The 22,565-nt window shown below is 67.3% G+C and carries 20 protein-coding genes; 7 read left to right on the top strand and 13 right to left on the bottom strand.

The features are described from left to right. On the bottom strand, positions 1 to 348 hold a 348-nt coding region (locus I0Q12_RS34380; protein WP_231611732.1), incomplete at its 3' end, for a serine hydrolase domain-containing protein. Between the two features lie 154 nt (positions 349 to 502). Here I0Q12_RS34380 and I0Q12_RS30415 point away from each other — a divergent pair. Beyond that, positions 503 to 2,476, top strand: coding sequence for a M13 family metallopeptidase (locus tag I0Q12_RS30415; RefSeq protein ID WP_197257606.1), 1,974 nt, complete (start codon positions 503 to 505; stop codon positions 2,474 to 2,476). A 100-nt stretch (positions 2,477 to 2,576) separates the two neighbouring features. On the opposite strand, the gene I0Q12_RS30410 is transcribed toward I0Q12_RS30415, so the two are convergent. Both I0Q12_RS30410 and I0Q12_RS30405 read right to left on the bottom strand, forming a co-directional pair. Further along, positions 2,577 to 3,290, bottom strand: coding sequence for a M23 family metallopeptidase (locus I0Q12_RS30410; RefSeq protein WP_374069003.1), 714 nt, complete (start codon positions 3,288 to 3,290; stop codon positions 2,577 to 2,579). A gap of 344 nt (positions 3,291 to 3,634) precedes the next feature. Beyond that, positions 3,635 to 4,351 carry an enoyl-CoA hydratase/isomerase family protein gene (locus I0Q12_RS30405; RefSeq protein WP_197257602.1) on the bottom strand — a complete coding sequence of 239 codons (717 nt, stop codon included), beginning with the start codon at positions 4,349 to 4,351 and terminating at the stop codon, positions 3,635 to 3,637. A gap of 142 nt (positions 4,352 to 4,493) precedes the next feature. Here I0Q12_RS30405 and I0Q12_RS30400 point away from each other — a divergent pair, with 142 nt between their 5' ends. The 4 genes from I0Q12_RS30400 to I0Q12_RS30385 all read left to right on the top strand — a co-directional run bounded on the left by I0Q12_RS30400 (position 4,494) and on the right by I0Q12_RS30385 (position 9,029). Then, positions 4,494 to 6,026 carry an AMP-binding protein gene (locus I0Q12_RS30400; protein WP_197257600.1) on the top strand — a complete coding sequence of 511 codons (1,533 nt, stop codon included), beginning with the start codon at positions 4,494 to 4,496 and terminating at the stop codon, positions 6,024 to 6,026. 78 nt (positions 6,027 to 6,104) lie between these two features. Beyond that, on the top strand, positions 6,105 to 7,286 hold the full coding sequence (locus I0Q12_RS30395) for an amidohydrolase family protein (protein WP_197257598.1): 1,182 nt from the start codon (positions 6,105 to 6,107) through the stop codon (positions 7,284 to 7,286). Next, positions 7,283 to 8,710: a FadD3 family acyl-CoA ligase gene (locus tag I0Q12_RS30390; protein ID WP_197257596.1), complete on the top strand. Its 1,428-nt coding sequence runs from the start codon at positions 7,283 to 7,285 to the stop codon at positions 8,708 to 8,710. Before I0Q12_RS30395 ends, I0Q12_RS30390 begins: the two co-directional genes overlap by 4 nt. A gap of 88 nt (positions 8,711 to 8,798) precedes the next feature. Beyond that, positions 8,799 to 9,029: a DUF3263 domain-containing protein gene (locus I0Q12_RS30385; protein ID WP_197257594.1), complete on the top strand. Its 231-nt coding sequence runs from the start codon at positions 8,799 to 8,801 to the stop codon at positions 9,027 to 9,029. A gap of 55 nt (positions 9,030 to 9,084) precedes the next feature. Here the strand turns inward: I0Q12_RS30385 and I0Q12_RS30380 are convergent, their stop codons facing one another. From I0Q12_RS30380 to I0Q12_RS30335, 10 genes are all read right to left on the bottom strand, one after another. Beyond that, the gene (locus I0Q12_RS30380) at positions 9,085 to 9,903 is read right to left on the bottom strand and encodes a mycofactocin-coupled SDR family oxidoreductase (RefSeq protein WP_197257592.1); all 819 of its coding nucleotides are present in this window, start codon (positions 9,901 to 9,903) and stop codon (positions 9,085 to 9,087) included. Beyond that, positions 9,900 to 10,919, bottom strand: coding sequence for an ABC transporter ATP-binding protein (locus tag I0Q12_RS30375; RefSeq protein WP_197257590.1), 1,020 nt, complete (start codon positions 10,917 to 10,919; stop codon positions 9,900 to 9,902). The genes I0Q12_RS30380 and I0Q12_RS30375 overlap by 4 nt, the downstream gene beginning before the upstream one ends. 1 nt (position 10,920) lies before the next feature. Further along, positions 10,921 to 11,922, bottom strand: a complete 1,002-nt coding sequence (locus tag I0Q12_RS30370; RefSeq protein ID WP_197257588.1) for an ABC transporter ATP-binding protein — start codon at positions 11,920 to 11,922, stop codon at positions 10,921 to 10,923. 58 nt (positions 11,923 to 11,980) lie between these two features. After that, a complete protein-coding gene (locus I0Q12_RS30365; protein WP_197257586.1) occupies positions 11,981 to 13,549 on the bottom strand; it encodes an ABC transporter substrate-binding protein in 1,569 nt (522 codons plus the stop codon). 36 nt (positions 13,550 to 13,585) lie between these two features. Beyond that, positions 13,586 to 14,491, bottom strand: a complete 906-nt coding sequence (locus I0Q12_RS30360; RefSeq protein ID WP_197257584.1) for an ABC transporter permease — start codon at positions 14,489 to 14,491, stop codon at positions 13,586 to 13,588. Continuing rightward, positions 14,488 to 15,441 carry an ABC transporter permease gene (locus I0Q12_RS30355; RefSeq protein WP_197257582.1) on the bottom strand — a complete coding sequence of 318 codons (954 nt, stop codon included), beginning with the start codon at positions 15,439 to 15,441 and terminating at the stop codon, positions 14,488 to 14,490. The genes I0Q12_RS30360 and I0Q12_RS30355 overlap by 4 nt, the downstream gene beginning before the upstream one ends. Positions 15,442 to 15,766: 325 nt before the next feature. Beyond that, positions 15,767 to 16,924, bottom strand: coding sequence for a thiolase family protein (locus tag I0Q12_RS30350; protein WP_197257580.1), 1,158 nt, complete (start codon positions 16,922 to 16,924; stop codon positions 15,767 to 15,769). Next, positions 16,921 to 18,096, bottom strand: coding sequence for an OB-fold domain-containing protein (locus I0Q12_RS30345; RefSeq protein WP_197257578.1), 1,176 nt, complete (start codon positions 18,094 to 18,096; stop codon positions 16,921 to 16,923). Before I0Q12_RS30345 ends, I0Q12_RS30350 begins: the two co-directional genes overlap by 4 nt. Before the next feature lie 33 nt (positions 18,097 to 18,129). Then, a complete protein-coding gene (locus tag I0Q12_RS30340; RefSeq protein WP_197257571.1) occupies positions 18,130 to 19,335 on the bottom strand; it encodes a CoA transferase in 1,206 nt (401 codons plus the stop codon). Further along, positions 19,332 to 20,813 carry an aldehyde dehydrogenase family protein gene (locus tag I0Q12_RS30335; protein ID WP_197257569.1) on the bottom strand — a complete coding sequence of 494 codons (1,482 nt, stop codon included), beginning with the start codon at positions 20,811 to 20,813 and terminating at the stop codon, positions 19,332 to 19,334. The genes I0Q12_RS30340 and I0Q12_RS30335 overlap by 4 nt, the downstream gene beginning before the upstream one ends. Positions 20,814 to 21,010: 197 nt before the next feature. Between I0Q12_RS30335 and I0Q12_RS30330 the strand changes: the two genes are divergently transcribed. Both I0Q12_RS30330 and I0Q12_RS30325 read left to right on the top strand, forming a co-directional pair. Then, on the top strand, positions 21,011 to 21,820 hold the full coding sequence (locus tag I0Q12_RS30330) for a TauD/TfdA family dioxygenase (RefSeq protein WP_197257567.1): 810 nt from the start codon (positions 21,011 to 21,013) through the stop codon (positions 21,818 to 21,820). After that, entirely contained in the window at positions 21,817 to 22,548 is a 732-nt protein-coding gene (locus I0Q12_RS30325; protein WP_197257637.1) for a 3-oxoacyl-ACP reductase FabG, read from the top strand. Before I0Q12_RS30330 ends, I0Q12_RS30325 begins: the two co-directional genes overlap by 4 nt. Positions 22,549 to 22,565: the final 17 nt, after the last annotated feature.

Raw genomic sequence — 22,565 nt, 5'->3', positions numbered from 1 at the left:
CAGTTCGCGGATCGTGATCGTTTCCTTGCCGGCGGCACCGAACTCCGGCCAGTACGTGGCGACCGGGTCGTCGTATTTCACGAGGCCGCGTTCGGCAAGGCGGTGCAGCACCGTGCTGGCCACGCCCTTGCCGGTCGAGAAGGACAACGCGATCGTGTCGTGCGCCCACCGGCGGTCGCGGCTCGCCCACCCGGCCCAGATGTCGAGGACCGGCTCCCCGTACAGATAGACGGCCAGGGCACCACCGCCCTGCGACCGTGTACGGAACATCCGGAAGAATCGATCGGCGACCTGCAGGAATCGGGGATCGACGATCATCTCCGTCGACGGTACTGCATCCGCGGTCATGGCCGTGCTCTCCAGATCCTGCTCGTGTCGATGGCCCGTCCACGATCGTACGACCGGTATGCAACCGCCATCGGCGCCTTCGGTGCATCAACAGCCGCCGGTTGTGACAGCACCCGTCTGCACCGGTCCGCATTTCGGTGTAAGGATGAAGCTCATGAGCATCGCCCAGCACTCGGAGGCACGGCACTCCGGCATCGACCTCAGCCACGTCGACGAGGGCACCCGCGCCCAGGACGACCTGTTCGAGCACGTCAACGGCCGTTGGCTCGCCACCCACGAGATCCCCGCCGATCGCGCGCTCGACGGCGCCTTCCGCACGCTCGCCGACAAGGCCGAGGTCGACGTGCGGACGATCATCGAGGAGGCCGCCGCGTCCGATGCCCCGGCCGGTACCGACGCCCGGAAGATCGGCGACCTGTTCACCAGCTTCATGGACACCGAGCGAATCGAGGCGCTGGGCCTCACCCCGATCGCCGCCGAACTCGACTCGATCGCCGGCGCGGCGGACCGGGCGGCCCTGGCCGCGGTCCTCGGACAGTTGCAGCGGGTCGGTGTGGGCGGCGCCGTCGGACACTACGTCGACACCGATTCGAAGAATTCCGAGCGCTACCTCATGCACGTCGCCCAGTCCGGCATCGGGCTGCCCGACGAGTCCTACTACCGCGAGGACCGCTACGCCGAGATCCGCGACGAATACGTCGCCCACATCGGCCGCATGTTCGCGCTCGCCGGTCTGGACCACGATCCGCAGCGGGTTCTCGCACTCGAGACGAAGCTCGCCGGCGGGCACTGGGACGTCGTCAAGCGCCGCGATGCCGACCTGACATACAACCTGACCACGCTCGACGCACTGCTCACCGAACACGCCGGTTTCGACTGGTCCGGCTGGATCGCCGGCCTCGGGTCGACGCCCGCGCAGTGGGCCGAGATCGTGGTCCGGCAGCCGAGCTTCCTGGACGTGTTCACCCGGGTGTGGACCGAGGAGTCGCTCGACGACTGGAAGATCTGGGCGACCTGGCGGGTGCTGCGGGCACGGGCCCCGTATCTCACCGAAGCGCTGGTGGACGAGAACTTCGCGTTCTCCGGACGCACCATGACCGGCGCGCAGGAGAACCGCGAACGCTGGAAGCGCGGCGTCTCGCTCGTGCAGGATCTGCTCGGCGAGGCCGTCGGCAAGCTGTACGTCGAGCGGCACTTCCCGGCCGAGGCGAAGGCACACATGCAGGTGCTCGTGGAGAACCTGCAGGAGGCGTACCGGCGCAGCATCACCGATCTCGAGTGGATGAGCCCCGAGACGCGGACCGCCGCACTGAAGAAGCTCGACAAGTTCACGCCCAAGATCGGCTACCCGGACGTCTGGCGCGACTATTCGGCCGTCACCATCGACCCCACCGATCTCGTCGGGAACTACCGCAGCGGGTACGCCGCCGAGTACGACCGGGATCTCGCGAAACTCGGTGGCCCGGTGGACCGCAACGAGTGGTTCATGACGCCGCAGACCGTCAACGCGTACTACAACCCAGGAATGAACGAGATCGTGTTCCCCGCCGCGATCCTGCAGCCGCCGTTCTTCGACCTGCACGCGGACGACGCCGCCAACTACGGCGGGATCGGCGCGGTCATCGGTCACGAGATCGGCCACGGCTTCGACGATCAGGGCGCCAAGTACGACGGCGACGGCAACCTCGAGAACTGGTGGACCGACTCGGATCGTGAGGAATTCGGGAAGCGGACCGCCGCGTTGATCGCGCAATACGACGAGTTCGAACCGAAAGCCCTTCCGGGACAGCGGGTCAACGGAAGTTTCACGATCGGCGAGAACATCGGCGACCTGGGCGGTCTGTCGATCGCCTTGAAGGCCTACGAGATCGCGTTGGACGGCGAACCGGCGCCGATGATCGACGGGCTGACCGGTCTTCAGCGGGTGTTCTTCGGGTGGGCCCAGGTGTGGCGCACCAAGGTTCGCAACGAGGAGGCGACCCGCCGGCTCGCCGTCGACCCGCACTCGCCGCCGGAATTCCGGTGCAACGGCGTGGTGCGGAACATCGACGCCTTCTACGAAGCGTTCGACGTGAATCCGGGAGACGCGCTGTATCTGGAACCGGAAGCGCGCGTGAAGATCTGGTGACATACGAACGGCGGCCGCCCCTCCTGTTGTGGAGGGGCGGCCGCCGTTTGTCCGGTCCGTGGATTCGCATTACCGCGAACCCGGGATCATGGTGCGGCGCTCAGCCGCGATTCGCTCCGGGGATCGGGATTCCGCGTGCGGCGAGCCACGGCGCCGGGTCGATCTTGGTGCCGTTGGCCTGCAACACCTCGTAGTGCAGGTGCGGGCCGGTGGACTGGCCGCGGTTGCCCATGGTGGCGATCTGCTCGCCGGCGCGGACCGGCTGCCCGGCCCGGACGAGCGACTGGTCGATGTGGCCGTAGACGCCGATCGTGCCGTCGTCCTGCTGGACGCGCACCCACAGTCCGAAGCCGGACGCCGGGCCGCTCTCGATCACGGTGCCGTCGGTGACGGCCCGGATCGGGGTTCCGATCGCGTTGGCGATGTCGACACCGTTGTGGTTGGTTCCCCAGCGGGGGCCGAAGCCGGACGTGAAGGTACCGTCGGTCGGAAACGACACTGCCGGACGACGCGCGGCCTCCTCGCGGGCGATGCGTTCGGCCTCTTCCCGCGCGTGGCGTTCCGCTTCCTCGCGGGCGATGCGCTCGGCTTCGGCCTTCTCCTGGGCGAGGCGCTCGGCTTCGCGCTGCGCGGCCTGCCCGAGCTGCTCGACGTAGACGGACAGATCGGTGCGGGGCACGGCGAGCACCTGCGGTGCGGTGACGCTCGCTGCAGCCGTCGGGCTCCATCCCGCAGCTTCGACGGACGCGGCCTTCGGGGTTGCGTTCGCCGCGACGGTCCCGGCGCCGAGGAAGGCACCGACGGCCAGCGGTATCGCGACGAGCCCCCCGGCGACGCGGCCCTTCCGGGAACGGGCGGAGCAGGACTGGGTGTTGCTCGGGTTGTAACGCAAAACGGATTCCTTGTGTCGAACGCCGATCTGGTAACAAACAGATCACGGTTTCGTCACAGGCTACAACGACTCCTGCGTTTTCCGCGTGGCGAGCTTGACAGCAGAGCATTTCGGAGTCCGATTTACCCGAAGCTTGGCGCCTCGTCGGTCACACTTGTCCCCTGCTGGTCACAGAAGCAACACGAGATCACCCTCGATTGTGGTCGACGTCACAGTCGAATTGCAGCCGATTGCGTGCCTTTCGTCCCGAAGCAGGCGAGACCTGCTCACTTGCTCCGATTCAGAACCTTGTCGGCAGCCGCCCAGTGCTCGTCCTTCACCCACAGGTGCGCGAAGGCGGAGATCGCCTCCTCCGCCGACACCCCGGCCAGCACCCGCTTGATCTCGCCCGCCGGGTCGTTGGCGAGCGCGCGGGCGAGGGAACGCCAGCCCTCGTCGAACGCCGCGCGCGGCAGCACCCGGTCCAGCAGACCCAGCCGCTCGGCCTCGAAGGCGTCGAGCACGGTGCCCGAGCCGGCCAGCATGAGCGCCCGCCCGCGGCCGACCAACGCGGAGAGCCGCTCGGCGCCGCCCCACGCGGGCATGATCGCGAGCGACACCTGATTGAAGCCGATCTTGATGTCGTCGGCCGCGATCCGAATGTCGGCGGCCACCGCCACCTCGGCGCCACCGCCGAGCGCGTGACCGTTGAGCGCGGCGACGACCGGGGCCGGGAAGGTCGCGATCCGATCGCACACCGTCCGCATCTGCCGGGCCATCTCGGCGGCCTGCTCCACGGTCCGGAGCTTGCTCAGCTCCTTGAGGTCCCCGCCGGAGACGAACGCGCGGTCGCCACCACCGCGGATCACGAGCGCCTTCGCGCCCTCGGCTTCGTCGAGGGCCTTCTCCAGCTGTTCCATCGTCTCCGGCGCGATCGCGTTGCGTGCCTCCGGCCGGTCGATGGTGATGACCGCCAGGCCCTGTTCAAGCTCGAGATCGACCATGCGCTGCTCTCCGTTGCGATATTGGCATTCTGATTTTCGGAGAATAACATGCTCGCACAGCTGAAAATCGATCGGACCGACGCCCGCCGAGGCTCCGTGCAGCCCTCGGCGCGGCCCTGTCCCCGGGCATTGGAGCTCTCGCATGCGGCATATCCCCACCGAACTGGTCACGCGCTACGAGCAGGAGGGGTGGTGGACGAACGACACGCTCGGGGACATGCTCGGCCGAGGTCTCGCGGCCGCCCCCGATGTCGAGTTCCGGGTGCACTCGGCCGTGCGGCCGTGGTCGGGAACCTTCCGGGACGTCGAACTGGTCGCACGCCGGCTCGCCGCCGGACTCCGGGCCCGCGGGGTCGGTCCGGGTGACGTGATCGCCTTCCAGTTGCCCAACTGGATGGAAGCCGCCGCGGTCTTCTGGGCCTCGTCCTTCCTCGGCGCCACGGTGGTCCCCATCGTCCACTTCTACGGACGCAAGGAAGTCGGCTACATCCTCGAGCAGACGAATCCCAAGGTGTTCGTCGCCGTGGAACGGTTCGGGCGGGCCGAGTTCCAGCCCGACCTCTGTAAGCACGTCCCGATCGTCGGCGTCGTGGGCCGCGACTTCGACGACCTGCTGAGCGACGAACCGATGGAGGGCATCGTCGCGGCCGACCCGGACGGAGCCGCGCTGATCGCGTTCACGTCCGGCACCACGAGCGCCCCCAAGGGCGTGGTGCACAGTCACCGCACGCTCGGTTGCGAGACGCGGCAGCTCTCGGCCCGCTACCCCGCCGACCGCGGCAAGCAGCTCACCGCGGCACCGGTCGGTCACTTCATCGGCATGGTCAACGCCTTCCTCATTCCCGTGATCGACGGGTCGCCCATCAATCTCGCCGACGTCTGGGACCCCGGGCAGGCCCTGGCACTGATGAAGTCCGACGGACTGACCGTCGGCGGCGGCGCGACCTACTTCGTCACGAGCCTGATCGACCATCCCGACTTCGGCGAGGAGCACCTGCCGTTCATGCGGTACGCGGGCCTGGGTGGATCGTCCGTCCCGGCGGCCGTGACCACCCGGCTCGCGAAGATGGGCATCTGCGTCTTCCGCGCGTACGGGAGCAGCGAGCACCCGTCGATCACGAGTTCGCTCACGACCGCCCCGGAGGACAAGCGCCTGTTCACCGACGGCACGCCGGCGCCCGGCGTGGAGATCCGGCTGGCCGAGGACGGTGAGATCCTCAGCCGCGGACCGGATCTGTGCGTCGGCTACACCGACCCCGAACTCACCGCCGCGGCGTTCGACGAGGACGGGTGGTACCACACCGGCGATATCGGGGTGCTCGACGACGACGGTTATCTGACGATCACGGATCGCAAGTCAGACATGATCATTCGCGGCGGCGAGAACATCGCGGCCCTCGAGGTCGAGGAAGTGCTGCTCACGGTCCCGGGTGTCGCCGAGGCCGCGGTGGTCGCGGTGCCGGACGACCGCCTCGGCGAACGCGCCGCCGCCGTCCTCCGCCTGCACGAGGGCGCGACGATGCCGACCTTGGACGAGATCCGCGACCACTTCGACCGCTCCGGAATGGCCAAACAGAAGTGGCCCGAGCAGTTGCACCGGGTCGACGAGTTTCCGCGCACCGCGAGCGGGAAGGTGCAGAAGTACCTCGTGCGCCGGAGCCTTAGGACCTCGTGAACAGGACCTCGTGAGTCTGGGCATTGCCACACCCCAAGAATGAGAATAGGATTCTCATACAAAGAAAGGGAGGATTCCATGGCACCGAAAGAGCTGCCGTATCAGCTGTTCGACGCTGACAACCACCTGTACGAGACCGAGGAGGCCCTGACCAAGTTCCTCCCCGACAAGTACAAGGACGCGATCAAGTACGTGCAGGTCGACGGCCGCACGAAGATCGCGATCCGCGGCCAGATCAGCGAGTACATCCCCAATCCCACCTTCGAGGTTGTCGCGCGACCGGGCGCGATGGAGGACTACTTCAAGAACGGCAATCCCGAGGGCAAGAGCAAGCGGGAGATCTTCGGCAAGTCGATGAAGTCGATCCCGGCGTTCCGCGAGCCGGCGGCGCGCCTGGAGCTGATGGACGAGCTCCAGATCGAACGCACCCTGATGTTCCCGACCCTCGCGAGCCTCGTCGAGGAGCGCATGCGTGACGATCCGGACCTGATCCACGCGGTCGTGCACTCGCTGAACCAGTGGCTGTACGAGACCTGGGGATTCAACTACAAGGACCGCATCTTCACCGTTCCGGTGATCAGCCTCCCGATCGTCGAGAAGGCGATCGAGGAGCTCGAGTGGTGTGTCGAGCGCGGCGCGAAGGCCATCCTGGTCCGCCCGGCGCCGGTCCCCGGCTTCCGTGGCCCGCGGTCGTTCGCCCTGCCCGAGTTCGACCCGTTCTGGAAGCGCGTCGTCGAGCTCGACGTGCTCGTCACCCAGCACTCCTCGGACAGCGGCTACGCCCGCTACAACCAGGAATGGGACGGCACCGGCTCCGAGATGCTCCCGTTCGTGACGAATGCCTTCCGCATGGTCAGCGAGTGGCGTCCGATTCAGGATGCGGTCGCGTCCTGGGTGTGCCACGGCGCGCTGTTCCGTTTCCCGGAGCTGAAGATCGCGGTCATCGAGAACGGCGCCTCCTGGCTCCCGCACGTGCTGGAAACCCTCCGGGACGTCTACAAGAAGGCCCCCGAGGGCTTCGGCATGCAGGATCCGGTCGAGGCGATCAAGCGCAGCATCCACGTCAGCCCGTTCTGGGAAGAGGACTTCAGCAAGCTCACCGCCCTCATCGGCGCCGAGCGCGTGCTGTTCGGTTCCGACTACCCGCACCCGGAGGGCCTGGCCCAGCCGACGACGTACATCGACCACATCCAGCATCTGCCCTTCGAGGACCAGAAGCTGGTCATGGGCGGCAACCTCGCGAGGCTGCTCGGGGTATGACCTTCAGGACCATCCCCGAGATGGTCCTGAGCGTCGGCGACCGCTTCGGTGATGCCGAAGCGGTCGTCGACGGGGACCTCCGGATCACCTTCACCGAACTCGTCGACCGGGTGCGGCGTGCCGCTGGAGCATTCGCCTCCATCGGTATCGACAAGGGCGACCGCGTCGCGATCTGGGCACCGAACTCCGCGGAATGGATCGTCGCGGCGTTCGGAATCCTCACCGCAGGAGGCATTCTCGTCCCGGTCAACACCCGGTACAAGACGCAGGAAGCGGACGACATCATCCGTCGCAGCGGCGCGAAGGCGGTCCTGGTCCAGAAGGGGTTCCTCGGCCTGGACTTCCAGGCTCCGGAGGACATCCCCGTGATCGATCTGAAATCCGGGTTCCTTTCCGGCGGAGCACCGTACGAATGCGCGGTCGACGGTGAGGACATCGCGGACATCATGTACACGTCCGGCACCACCGGACGACCCAAGGGCGTCATGATGAACCACGCCCAGACGCTCCGGATGTTCTCGGAGTGGTGCGATCTGGCCGACCTGCGCGAAGGCGACCGGTATCTGATCGTCAACCCGTTCTTCCACATGTTCGGGTACAAAGCAGGTTTGATCGCATCCATGATCCGGGGCGCGACCGTTCTGCCGGTGCCGGTCCTCGACATCGACGAGGTACTGGCACTGGTGGAACGGGAGAAGGTCACCATGCTCCCCGGTCCACCCACGCTCTACCAGTCGCTGCTGTCCGCGCCGAGAGGACACGACCTGTCGTCCCTGCGCGCCGCGGTGACCGGCTCCGCCGACATCCCCGTCGAACTGATCCGGCGGATCCGCGACGAACTGCCCTTCGAAACGATCATGACGGGTTACGGACTCAGCGAGGGCGGTACCGCAACGGCATCGCGCCGCGGTGACAGTTTCGAGCAGATCGCGACGACCGTCGGCCTGCCGTGCGACGGCATCGAGGTGCGCATCGCCGAGGACGGCGAGGTGCTCATGCGCGGATACAACGTCATGCAGGGTTATTTCGAGGATCCTCGTGCCACCGCCGAGGCGATCGATGCGGACGGCTGGCTGCACACCGGCGATCTCGGAGAGATCGACGACACGGGCCGGCTCCGCATCATCGGCCGCAAGAAGGACATGTTCATCGTCGGGGGATTCAATGCCTACCCCGCCGAGATCGAAGGTTTCCTGCTCACCCATCCGGCCGTCGATCAAGTCGCCGTCATCGGTGTCCCGGACGACCGCCTGGGGCAGGTGGGCAAGGCCTTCGTGGTACCGAAAACAACTGTGGCAGCGGAAGATCTGATCTCCTGGAGCCGCGAACGCATGGCCGGATTCAAGGTGCCGAGATTCGTCGAGTTCCTCGACGCCCTTCCCCTCAACGCCACCGGCAAGGTGATGAAGGACCAGCTGCGCTGACGCGCTCCCGCTACACACGTCGGCCGGGTGCGGTGACACCGTCCCCCGCACCCGGCCGATCCCTGATCCCGCGAAGGAGGGACCCCAAATGACCGACGAAACCGCGATACTCGCGTTCGCCACGAAATGGCGCCACTGGGACGGAGGCCCCGACGAGGACATCTTCGTCGAGTTCGGGGTCAGCCCCACCGTCTTCTTCCACCGGCTGCGAGCGATCCTGACCAGCCCGCGCTGGAGCCAGCTCTCACCGTCCCTCGCACATCAACTCCTCGAGATCTGCGACAACCGGTTGCGCCGCCCCGAAACCCGCGCGAGCTGACCCGGTCGGCCGGCCCCCGCATCGTCGCGGGAGCCGGCCGGCAGGGAATGATCGGTCAGTACTCCGTCACGCCCGCGTCGGGCGCGAGTTCGTGCGCGGTGATGTACTTCGACTCGTCGGACGCGAGGAACAGCACGGTGTCCGCAACGTCCTCGGGCTGCACGATGTCGACCGGCATCATGTTGATCATCATGGCGCCGAGCCGGGTGTTGCCCTCCAGCGCACGCGAGATCTGCCCGCCGAGGGCACCGTCGTTCACCATCGGCGTGTTGACACCCGTGGGATGCACGCTGTTGACCCGGATGTGGTGCTGGGCGAGTTCGGCGGCGAACGCCTTGGCCATCCCCCGCACCGCGAACTTGCTCGTGGTGTACGGAATCGCGAACGGCTGCACCTTGATTCCCGCGGCCGAGCTGATCAGGATGACCGAGCCGCCGCCGGCTTCGACGAGGTGCGGCGCACCGGCCATGACCGTGTTCCACACTCCCGTGACGTTGGTGCCGATCGTGTCCTCGAAGATCTGCGGGGTCATTTCGTTCCACGGCGCGGCCGAGCAGATGGCCGCATTTGCGACGACCACGTCCAGGCGACCCAACTGCCGGACCGCATCGTCGACGATCCCGCGCAGCGCATCCAGGTCGCGCACATCCACGATCCCGGGCACGACGCGGCGTCCGGTCTTCTCCACCAGCCGGACCGTCTCCTCGAGATCCTCGGGTGTCGCCGGTGCGTAGGCGACGTCCCCGACCTCGGCGCACACGTCCACGACGACGACGTCGGCGCCTTCCTCCGCGAGCCGGACCGCATACGCACGGCCCTGCCCCCGCGCCGCGCCCGTGATCAACGCGACCTTGCCCGCTACCCGTCCGCTCATGCGACCGACACCTTCTCCTTCGAATTCGCCTCGGCCCCGCCGAGCGGGAAATGACATGCGACGAACCGACCGGTCCGCACCTCCCGCATCTCGGGTTCTTCGTCGGCGCACCGGTCCTGCACGAACGGGCACCGGGTCCGGAACCGGCACCCGGTGGGCGGCGCCAACGGCGACGGCACGTCCCCTTCCAGAGCCGGCCCGGCGAACGCCTTCTCCGGGTCGGTCAACGGAACCGAATCGAGCAAGGCCCGAGTGTACGGGTGTGCCGGGTCGTCGTACACCTCGACGGAATCCCCGAATTCGCACACCTTCCCGAGGTACATCACCATTACGTTGTCGCTGACCGTGCGGACGACGCCGAGGTCGTGTGCGATGAACACGACGGTCAGATCGAACTCCGCCTTGAGTTCCTCGAGGAGATTCAGAATCTGCGCCTGCACGGACACATCGAGAGCGGAGACGGGTTCGTCGCAGATGAGCAGGCGCGGATTCAGCGCCAGCGCGCGGGCGATCGCCACGCGCTGTGCCTGCCCACCGGACAACTGCCGCGGAAGCATGCCGGCGAAACGGTCGCTTCCGAGCCCGACCTGGCCGAGCACCGACGCCGACGTCGCGGCCCGCTCGTCCTTCGGGACACCCGCGACCGCAAGCCCTTCCACGACGATGTCCCCGACGCTGCGCCGCGGGTTCAGCGACGCCACCGGGTCCTGGAAGATCATCTGCATGTCGCGCCGTAGCGCGCGCATCTGTTTCTCGCCGGCCTCCTCGATCCAGTCGTCACCGAACCGGATACGTCCGGACGTCAACCGGTCCAGGCGCAGGACGGCTCGCCCCGTCGTGGACTTCCCGCAGCCGGATTCGCCCACGATGCCGAGGGTTTCGCCCGGCAGAACGTCGAAGCTGATCTTCGAGACCGCCTGCACCGTCCCGGACCCGGTCGGGTATTCGACGACGAGATCCTGCACGCTCAGCAGCGCCTGCTCACCGCGCAGGTGCGCGGAACCACTACCGGCCATGTCAGCGACCTCCCGAAAGTGCCGGTGCCGCAAGGGCAACCGGGTTCAGACACGCAACCAGATGATCCGCTCCCACGGATTCGAGATCCGGGCCGGCGGTGTCGCACTCGTCGAGGCGGTGTGCGCACCGGGGAGCGAATCGGCATCCTCCCGGTGGCGCCGTGGGGTCGGGCAACGAACCGTCGATCAACTGCAGCGGTGCGTGCCGAGTGTGGTCGATGGTCGGGGTCGCTCCCAGCAACGCGTGTGTGTAGCGATGCCGGGGCGCCTCGAACACCTCCCGGGTCGATCCGACCTCCGCGAGGCGACCGGCGTACATCACCGAGACCCGGTCGGTGCGACCGGCCACCACCGCCAGGTCGTGGCTGATGAGCATCATCGACATGCCGCGTTCGCGTTGCACGCGGCGCAGCAGATCGAGGATCTGGCGCTGAATCGTCACGTCCAGGGCGGTGGTGGGTTCGTCCGCGATGAGCAAGTCCGGTTCGCATGCGAGCGCGATCGCGATCATCACGCGTTGCCGCATGCCGCCGGACATCTCGTGCGGATAGTTGCGCAGCCGCCGCTCGGGGTCGGGCACCCCGACCTCCTTCAGGAGGTCGAGGGCCCGGCCCCGAGCCTCGGAGCTGCTGACTCCCAGATGCTTGCGCATGCCTTCGGTGAGCTGGCGCTCGACCCGCACCACCGGATTGAGCGAGCGCCCCGGGTCCTGGAAGACCATCGCGATCTGTTTGCCCCAGACCTCACGCTGCTCCTTCTTGCCCAGCGCGAGCAGGTCGCGGCCGCGGAAGATCACTTCGCCGGACCGCGCGGACCGGGGCGGCATCAGACCCATGACGGCCTTGGCCATCACGGACTTGCCGGAACCGGACTCGCCGACGACGCCCAGTGCCCGGCCTTCATCCAGGTCCAGGGACACGCGGTCCACGGCCCGGACGGTCCCTCGTGGTGTGCCGATGTAGGCACGCAGATTCCTCACCTGGAGGAGCGGCTGAGTGGTCATGGCACTCCGGCCCTTTCGCTGTCGTCGGCTGGTCGTTCCTCGCTGCGGCGGTCAGTGCCTAGGCGATCCACAGTTCCTCGGGCAGCGGCGAACCGAGCGTGTACAGCACGACGCCGTGCAGCTTCTTCCCGGACACGATCGCCGGGACCGCGCGGTAGTACCAGATGCCCGGGGTCACCTCCGCGAGTCGCTGCTGCACGATCTCGTAGGCCGCGGTCCGCTCCTCGGCCGACTGCGCGGACCGTCCGGCGTCGAGCGCCTCGCTGAGCTGCTGGTCCTGGATGCCGGTGAAGTTGCCGGGCGACTGGGCATGGAACGCCATCCACAGCGCGTAGTCCGGGTCCTGGACCACGGCGGACGAGATGACCATGTCGAAATCGCGCGCCCCGGTCCGTGCGGTCGCTGCGGCGTAGTCGACGACCTCGACCTTCGCCTCGACGTTGTCGTACGCGCTGAGCTGCGCCTGCAGTGCCTCACCGAGTGTCTTCGACTCGGTGGTGGGGTAGGACATGAAGCTGAACGAGACGGGCTTGCCTTCGGCGGCGAGCTCGTCGAACAACCGCTGGGCCTCCTCGGGGTCGTGGCGGTCGAGAGCGACATCCGCGTAGTAGGGCGATCCCTCTTCGAACAGTGTCCGCGGGATCTCACCGGCGCCGTTGTAGACGGCGACGTTGATGGCGTCCAGGTCCACGGCAAGCGAGACGGCGCGGCGGGCACGCTCGTCGTCGAACGGTGCGCGCCGCACGTTCATGCCCATGAACTGCCCGCCGCCGGTCGGAACGACCTCGTACGAGTAGCCGGCGGCCTCGATCTTGTTCAGGCTCTCCCAGTTGGTCTCCGACGCGAGGTCGGCACCGCCGGTGGTCATGGTGTTGACGCGCTGGTTGGTGTCGGAGACGGTGCGGATCGTGATGCCGTCCAGGTACGGTTTCGGTGCGTCCCAGTATCCGGGGTTGCGCTGGAGTTCGATGGAGTCCTGGCGCTTCCAGTCGACGAGCGTGAACGGCCCTGCTCCGATGGGATTCTCGTCGAACGCCGCCTGGCCCTGCTGCAGCGCCGCGGGCGAGGCGATCCAGTTGAGGGCGCCCGCGACGATGGCCTGTGCGAAGTGCGGGTTCGGTGCGGTCATCGTGACCCGGAGTGTGGTGGGATCGACAACCTCGGACTGCGCGATCTGCACGGCCTGCCGGATCGTCGTGGAACCGAGAGTGGGGTCCTTGAGACGGTCCCAGTTGAACTTCACGGCGGCGGCGTCGAGCGGTGTGCCGTCGCTGAACTTCAGGTCCGGCCGCAGTTTCAGGGTGAAGGTCGAGCCCCCGTCGGTGCTGGAGAAGTCGGTGGCCATCTTGTATTCGATCTCGAACGTGTCGAGGTCGTTGATCATCAATGTTCCGTACAGCGCGTTGGCCAGCACCGGCTGGTGCGCCCACGTGTTCGACAACGCTGCCGGGTCGAGGGACCGCGGTTCGCCGGTCTGCAGGACACGGGCTACACCACCGGACACCGGTTCGCCGGCATCGGCGGATCCTCCGTCACCGCCTCCCGAGCCCGAGCCACAGGCGGCGAGGAACATCGCCGCCGTACACACGGCGGCGGCCAAGCGCGGAAATCGTTTGCGTCGAAGCATCGTCGACCTTTCCAGGATGGGGGCGATTGCGGACGATCAGTCCTGCAGCGTGCGGTCGTACTTGGTCCGCAGGTGGTCGCCGACCTGATTGAGAGCGAACACCGTGAAGAAGATGACGAGGGCGGGAACGAACACCAGGTGCGGATAGGTGGCGATGGCGTCCTTGCCGTCGCTGATCATTCCGCCCCAGCTGGGTTGCGGCGGAGGAATTCCCAGGCCGAGGAAGCTCAGGGAACCCTCGGCCACGATGAGCGCCGCCATGACGATCGGCAGGAACGCCGCCAGCGGAGCCAGAACGTTCGGGAGGATCTCGCGGAACACGATCCGGCCGTGGCCGGCGCCCATGTTCCTTGCGGCACGGACGAATTCACGCGACGACCACGCCATGGTGTTCGCCCGCGCGAGCCGGATGAACGACGGGACGACCATCACGGTGAGGCCGAGCAGCATCGTCGGGACACTGGGCGTCAGGATCGACGCCAGCGCGAGCAGCAGGATCAAGGGCGGGAAGGCGAGCATCGCGTCTGCGACGAGCGTGACGATCGAGTCGAGGCGGCCCCTGAAGTAGCCTGCGAGCAGGCCTGCCAGGGAACCGATTACGAATCCGATGAGCCCGGCGACCGCTCCTACCACCAGCGAGACACGGGCGCCGTAGACGATACGGGAGAGCATCGACCGGCCGAGAGTGTCGGTGCCGAGCAGCAGGTCGAGGGAGCCGAGCTGGGGCCCGGTGCGCGGGGTGCCCACGGGGGTGGCATAGGAGGCGAGAGGAAGGAGGTCGGCGAACACCGCGGCGGTGATCAGCACGACCAGCCACACGACCGACAGGTACACCAGGATCGGACGCTTCTTCTTGGGCGCCGGGACCACCGGCACCGTGTCCACCGCCGCATCGACCGCGTGTTTCGTGAGGACGGTGTTCTTCGTCGCGATCTCGGTCATGCGGTCGCCACCTTTCCGACCCGCGGGTCGATCACCTGATAGCCGAGGTCCACGAGGGTGTTGATGCACACGTAGACCACGGCGATGAAGACGACGATCCCCTGCACCATGATCACGTCACGGGACGTGATCGACGACGCGACGAGCTGCCCCAGACCCGGTAGCCCGAACAGGGTTTCGACGATGACGGTGCCGCCGATGAGCCGTCCGAGATTGATTCCCGCGAGCGTGATGAGGGAGAACGACGACGGGCGCAGCGCGTGCCGGAACATGACGTACCGCGCCGAGAGCCCCTTGGCGCGGGCCGCCGCGACGAAGTCCTCGCGCAGCGTGCCGAGCAGATCCGTGCGCAGGAGCCGGTGGAATGCCGCGATCTCGGTGAGCGCGATCGCGATCGCCGGGAGCAGGGCGGTGCGCAGGTTCTCCCCCAGCCCCTCACTGATCCGGGACCATCCCATCACCGGGAATATCTGCAGCTTGATGGCGAAGAAGTAGATCAGGATCGGGCCGGCGATGAAGGCCGGGACGGACAGGAACACCGCGGAGACCGCATTGATCGTACGGTCCAGCGCGCTGCCCGGACGCGACGCCGACGCGATGCCCATGCCGATCGCGACGATCAGCGCGATCGTCAGCCCCATGACGGCGAGCTGGAGGGTCACCGGCAGTCGCTCGGCGATCGCCTCGCTCACGGATTGTCCGGTGAGCGGGGAGGTTCCGAGGTCTCCTCGTACGGCGTTGCCCAGCCAGGTGAGGTACTGCGACCAGAACGGCGCGTCCAGGCCCAGTTCGGCATTCATGGCCGCGACGGCTTCCGGGGTCGCGTTCTCCCCCAGGATCACCTGGGCGACCGAGCCCGGGGCCAGGCCGAGCAGCGCAACCACCGCGATCGTCACCAACAGGATGACGAGGATGCTGCGACCGATTCGGTTCACGACAGTGAGAATCATCCAACTCGACTTTCATCGGGGGACGGATGTCGACGTCGACCGTGTGTACGAGCGAGCGTCTGTGTGCACGAACGAGCAAGAGCTACAAGAAATTACGATGTCCCGCTTCACATCGACGGATCGATTGTGACCTACGCAATATATGCGACGGTGGGGGTTGTGACAAGAACCTGACCCGCGAGTCTTGTTTTTTCGAATTATCCCGGCGTACACCGACTTCGGACACGCCGACGCCCGCGTCGCGTGGTGCGACGCGGGCGTCGGCGCTGCCTGCAGGCGTATGCGGTGGTAGGCAGTGGTGGACGAAACCAGGCGGACGGGACCGTCAGGAACCGGAGCCCTCGAGGATCGTCACCGCCGATACGGCAGTCGGTCCACCGATATTGTGTGCCAAGCCGATTCGTGCACCGTCGACCTGGTTGACGGCGTTGCCGCGCAACTGCTCGAACAGCTCGACACACTGGGCGACACCGGTGGCACCCGGCGGATGCCCCTTGGAGATCATGCCGCCGCTGGGATTCACCGGGAGGGTCCCACCGATGGCGGTGGCCCCGGATTCGATCAGCTTGTAGGCCTCGAACCGGTTCGCGAAGCCGAGATCCTCGTAGCTGATCAGTTCGATGCCGGTGAAGAAGTCGTGGACCTCCGCGACATCGACATCGGAGGGCGTCAGGCCGGCCATCCCGAACGCCTGCTTCGCAGCCCGGACGGTCGCCGGGAAGCTCGTCATGTCCTTCTTGTGCTGGTGCATCACCGAATCCAGGCCGATACCGACACCGCGGATCCACACCGGGTGATCGGTGTAGCGGTCCACGACGTCCTCGGCGGCGAGCACCAGCGCGGCGGCACCGTCGCTCTGCGGCGCGCAGTCGTAGACACCGAACGGCGTCACCACGGTCTGCGCGTTCAGCGCCTCCTCCACGGTGATCTCGAAGCGCCGGAACGCCTTCGGATTGTTCAGACCGTTCAGATGGTTCTTCACCGCGACCATGGCCATGTGCTCGCGGGTCGCCGGCGACTCGTGCAGGTAGCGTCGCACGTGCAGCGCGAAACCGGCCTGCGCGAGACCGAGCGGGTAGTCCCACGCCATGTCACGCGTGAGAGCTTCCCATTCCCAGATCATGTCCTTCGACGCGGTCTCGCGGACCTTGTCGGCGCCCATCACCAGCGCCACGTCGAACGCTCCGGAAGCGATCCCGAACAGGGCGTTCCGGATGGCGTCGTGCCCGGTGGCACAGGAGTTCTCGACGCGTGTCACCGGAATCTCCGGGAGACCGAGGGTGTCGGCGAGGATCCCGGCGGGGAACCCGTCGGTGGTCCCCATCGCACCGAACCACGCGGCCTGCAGGTCCGAGGTGCGGATGCCCTTGTCGACCGTCGCCGCACATTCGGCGTACGCCATCGGCAGCAACTCGCGGATGCCGAGGGAGAAATGTTCGGCGAAGGGCGTCATTCCCGCACCGACGATCGCGACTTTCCTCATGACGCCTCACTTTCGGGATGGAACGCGTAGCCGTAGTCCGGAACCCCGGACCGCACCGCGACGCGGCGCAGCACCATGCGGCCGCGATCGCCGATGTCGACGGTGCCCGGCTCCACACCGGTCACCTTGACCAGTGCCCGCACGTCGACGTCGTCGAGTTCGACGAGGACGAGCGAGTACGGGGTGTCCAGACCGGGGACCGGAACACGGACGGTGACCTCGGTGTAGACGCTCCCGGTTCGCGGCAAGGGAACGAACTCGTAACTGCTGCCCAGTGTTCCGTCCTCCCCCACCCGATATCTCGGTGGGAAGTCCAGGTCGTCGGAGCCGGGATGGCGGCCCGCTTCCCAGCGGACCTTGGCTTCGAACGCCCGCTCGTATGCCGCGAGCGAGATCGGGATGTCCGGGCCGGGCACGTGAACCGGCGCGGTGCGCTCCCGCGCCGGCGGTTCGTGACGACGGATCTCGGTGACGCCGTCGGCGACGGTGATCGCCGACAGGCTCGCCTGTTCCACTCCCACCAGTGGACCCTTCGTCTCCGATTCGGCCATCGCCACGAGCGCGAACAACGGCGAACTCGCGCCCGTGGTGGGAAGTTCCACCGGCGGGGCGGCGCACAGGTCCGCCGCGTATCGGGGTTCGACGCCGGCGACGGTCACCGGGTCGTCGACCCACGACGAGGCAAGGGACGCAAGGAAACCACGCTGTTTGACCAGGCGCGGATCCCCGTAGTCGTGCACCATTCCGTTCTCGGTGCGGGTGCGGACCGGGAGGCTGCGGGAGACGCGCGCCGCGGTGCGCACCTGCAGGCCCTGGTCCGCGGTGAGCGCCGCCGCCGCCCCGGCGGGGGCAAGGTCCACACCGATCACCAGGGTCCGCGGTCGCGCGGAACCGAGCGCATCGAGTGTTGCCGGTGCACCGCCGAGGCGTTCGGTGACCTCGATCTCCGGATCGAGTCCGAGTCCCGCGAGCAGCACTGCGGCGTTGCTGCTCTCGAGCAGTGGCAGGTCCCGGCTGACCAGGACCACGTACTGAACCGAACCCGTCTCGGCCACGGCGGCGCGGCCCGCTTCGACAGCGAGTGTGATCGCGTCCTCGTCGTCACCGGGCACGCGGGCCCCGGGTGATCCCCAGCACGGCAGGTAGGTACCTATCGAAGCGATGTATGGCATGAGATTCTCCGGTGTTCTCTCGCGGTCGCAGTCCTAGGTGACTGCGCCCGCCGTCTTCAGCGCGATGATGCGATCCCAGTCGAGACCGAGTTCGAGCAGCACCTCCTCGGTCTGCGCAGCGAATTCGGGTGCGGGACCGGTCTCCGGTGCGGTGACGTCGAACTGGACCGGGTTGGCGACCAGCTCGAGTTCGCCTGCCTTGACGATGTATTCGTTCGCGCGGATCTGCGCGTCGTCGGAGACCTGGAGCGAGTCCTGCACCGGCGCCCACGGGCCGGCGAGAGTCGCGAACCGTTCGGTCCACTCGGCGAGGGTCCGCTTCCCGATGGCCTCGCGCAGAATCGCCACCGCTTCTTCGGTATTGGCGGCAATCTGCTGGGCATCGGCGAACCGCGGATCGTCGATGAGGTCGGGCCGGTCGATGTGACGGCACACATCCGCCCAGAACTTGCCGGGCTGGAGCATCACGAACGACAGGTAGCGGTTGTCCGACGTCGCGTACAGGCCCGACAGCGGATTCGTCGGTGCGCCATGGGCTCCCGGCACGGGGGCGACCATGTGCTCGTCGAGATGCAGCGACAGTGCGACGCCGTGCCCCATCGCCCAGAGGCCGCTGCCGAGCAGCGACACGTCCACCACCGACGTCTCCCCGGTGCGTTCGCGCTTGAAGAGCGCGGCCGCGATGCCGCCGGCGAGGTTGGTGCCGGAGATGGTGTCGCCGAACGCCGGTCCGGGCGGAGCGATCATGCCCTCGACGCCGGGCGGGGTGATGGTCGCGGCGATGCCGCCGCGCGCCCAGAACGCGGTCATGTCGTAACCGCCGCGGTCGGATTCGACGCCGCGCGGGCCGAGTGCACTGCCGCGCGCGTAGACGATCGACGGGTTGACGGCGCGGATGTCGTCCACGTCGATCCCGAACTTGGTGCGGGCCTGCGGCAGGAAGCTGGTCAGGAACACGTCCGAGCGGCGGGCCAGCTCGAGCAGGACCTCCCGGCCCTCCTCGCTTCCCATGTCGAGACCGATGCTGCGCTTGCCACGGTTGGCGTGTTCGACGTTCGGGTTCGGATCGCCCTCGACCCGCATCCGGCCGACCTGCCGCAGTCCGCGTTGCGGGTCGCCGGTGACCGAATGCTCGACCTTGACGACGTCGGCGCCCCACTCGGCGAGCACGGCGCCCGCCGACGGGACGAAGCCGTACATCGCGACCTCGAGGACGCGGATCCCTTCGAGGGGCTTCACTTGACGACCGCCGCGAAGGACTTGATCTGCTGGAACTCGTGCAGACCGGCGACGCCCATCTCGCGGCCGATGCCGGACTGCTTGTATCCGCCGAACGGCACCTCGGGCGTGAAGTAGTTGCCGCCGTTGATGCTGAACGTGCCGGTGCGGATCCGGCGGCCGATCGCCGTGGCGCGCTCGTCGTCGGCGCTGAGCACACCGCCGGACAGGCCGTAGATCGAGTTGTTGGCGATGCGCACGGCATCGTCGTCGTCGTCGAACGGGATGACGGCGAGGACCGGGCCGAAGACCTCTTCCTGCGCGATCTCGCTGTCCGGGTCGACGTTCGCGAGCAGCGTCGGCTTGTAGAAGAAGCCGGGGTCGACCTTCTCGCCGCCGGTGACGAGGGTCGCGCCCGCCTCGACGGCCCGCTTGACCATGCCGTCGATCTTCTCGCGCGACTTCTCGTTGATGACCGGGCCCATGTAGATCTTCGGGTCGGACGGATCACCGAACGGGACGTTGCTCATCATCGCGCCGACCGCGGCGACGATCTCGTCGTGCTTCTCCCGGGGCACGAGCAGGCGCGTGGTGAGGGCGCAGCCCTGGCCGGCGTGCGAGCAGATGCTGAACGCCGCGAACTGTGCGGCGGTCGGGATGTCGGCGTCGTCGAGCACGATGAGCGCGGACTTGCCGCCGAGCTCGAGGAAGACGCGCTTGAGGGACTCGGAGGCCGCGGCCATGATCTTGCGGCCGACGACGGTGGAGCCGGTGAAGGTGACGACGTCGACGTCGGGGTGGGTCGTCATGATCTCGCCGGTCGACACCTGGGTGGAGGAGAGAATGTTGACGACGCCGGCGGGGATGTCGGTGTGGTTGGCGATAATCTCGCCGAGCGCCTGCGTGACGAGCGGGGTGTCGGGCGCGCCCTTGAGGACGATCGTGCAGCCGGCGGCGAGCGACGGTGCGAGTTTCGCGAGCGCGAGCTGCGTCGGGTAGTTGTAGGCGACGATCGCGGCGACGACGCCCGCGGCCTCGCGCTCGATCCAGCGGCGGTGCTTCTGCCCGCGGATCTCGACCTCGCCGAGGTCCTCGGTCAGCGGGTACTTGCGGAGGAGGTCCGCGTAGTAGCGGACGATGTTGATCGGGGCGTCGAGCTGGTTGCCGTAGGTGAGAAGGCGCGGTGCGCCGACCTCGGCGATGGTGAGTTCGCGCAGTTCTTCGGCGTTGTCGAGCAGTGCCTGGTGGAGCTGGTCGAGGCACTTGATGCGGAATTCGACGTCGGTGGACCACGTCGTGGTGTCGAAAGCGCGGCGCGCGGCCTCGATGGCGGTTTCCGCCTCGGCGACACCGGCATCCGGGGCGTAGCCGACGAGCTCACCCGTCGCGGGGTTGAACGACGGGAAGGTCTGCTCGGTCGTGACGAGCTGCCCGTCGATGAGCAGGCGCTTGTGCACCTCGGTCCCGGCCTCGGCCTGCACGGTCTCCTGCGTTGACATCCGGTTCTCCTCACTGTGTGGAAATACGATTCTCACTATCGAGAATTCAGTCCCCGTATTGGTGTGAATGTAGCAATCAGAGCCTGGTTCGCATACCCCGAATCGAAGCCTGAATTGTCCCGACCAGCGGCTGATCCGGCCTTGCGGGCAACTCGACGCGGAGAGTATGGTTCTCGAAAACTGGAAGGGAGCTTCTTGTGATCAAGACTACAGCAATCACCCCGGCACTGGGAGTAGAGGTCAGCGGAGATGTCGACCTCGAGAACCCCGAGGTGATCGGCAAGCTGACCGAGGCGCTGAAGTGGCGCGGCGTGCTGCTGTTCCGCGGCCTGAACCTCGACGACGAAGGTCAACTCGCCTTCAGCCGCAAGCTCGGGCAGCTCGTCCAGCCGGTCCCCGGCCAGGAGATCTTCACCGTCTCGCTCGACCCGGCGAAGTCGCCGTCGGCCGAATACCTCAAGGGCACCTTCAGCTGGCACATCGACGACACCACCAACGACATCCCGGCCAAGGCCACGGTGCTCAGCTGCCGCCATGTCGCCGCCGTCGGCGGTGGCACCGAGTTCGCGAACACCTACGCCGCCTACGAGAACCTCTCCGAGGCGGAACGCAAGCGCTACGACGGCCTGCGCGTCGTCCACAGCTTCGAGGCCGCGCAGCGCAAGGTCTACCCGGACCCGACCGAGGACCAGGTCGCGCGCTGGCGTCAGCTCCCGACGCACGAGTCCTCGCTCGTGTGGGAACGACGCGACGGCCGTCGCTCGCTGGTCATCGGCGCCACCGCCGACCACATCGTCGGCATGGAGCCCGACGAGAGCCGCGCGCTCATCGACGAACTGCAGGACTGGGCCACGCAGGAGCGCTTCTGCTACGCCCACGACTGGGAAATCGGCGACCTGGTCGTGTGGGACAACACCGGCATGCTGCACCGGGCACTGCCCTACGACCCGTCGTCCGAGCGCCTCATGCGCCGCGTGACCATCGTCGGGGACGAGGCGTGGCAGTGACAGCAGGAACAGCAGCTTCCACCGCCCGGACCGCCGTCGTCACCGGGGGCGGTTCGGGAATCGGCGCGGCCATCGCCGAGCGCTTGCGCAACGACGGCCACCGGGTCGCGATCCTGGACATCAATCCGTCCGACGCCAAGTTCTCCTATGTCGCGGACGTGTCCGATCGCGCCTCGGTCGACGCCGCGCTCGAGGAGGTCCGAAAGGAACTCGGCCCGATCACGATTCTGGTGAATGCGGCGGGCCGGGAACTGTACAAGCGCTTCCACAACATCGACATCGAGACCTGGAACCAGATCATCGCGGTCAACTTGAACGGTGTCTTCCACTGCGTCCAGGCGGTGCTCCCCGACATGCGCGAGGCGCAGTGGGGCCGCATCGTGAACATCTCGTCGTCGAGTGCGCAGTCCGGGCAGCAGTTCATGACCGCCTACGTCTCGTCCAAGTCCGGTGTCAACGGGCTCACCAAGTCGCTCGCCCTCGAATACGGCCCCGACGGAATCACCGTCAACGCCGTCCCGCCCGGATTCGTCGATACCCCGATGCTGCGCAACTCCGAAAGCAAGGGCCTGCTCGGCGGAACCATCGAAGAACACATCCAGCGGACCCCGGTACGCCGGGTGGGCCGCCCGGAGGACATCGCCGCGGCATGCGCATTCCTCGTTTCGGAGGAAGCCGGCTACATCACCGGCCAGATCCTCGGCGTCAACGGCGGACGCAACACCTGACCCGACCGTCCGCGAAT

This window comes from Rhodococcus sp. CX (genome assembly GCF_015865005.1).
GTDB lineage: Bacteria > Actinomycetota > Actinomycetes > Mycobacteriales > Mycobacteriaceae > Rhodococcus.
The sequence above is the reverse complement of the archived record's forward strand: the minus strand, read 5'-3'. Positions and strand labels throughout refer to the sequence as shown.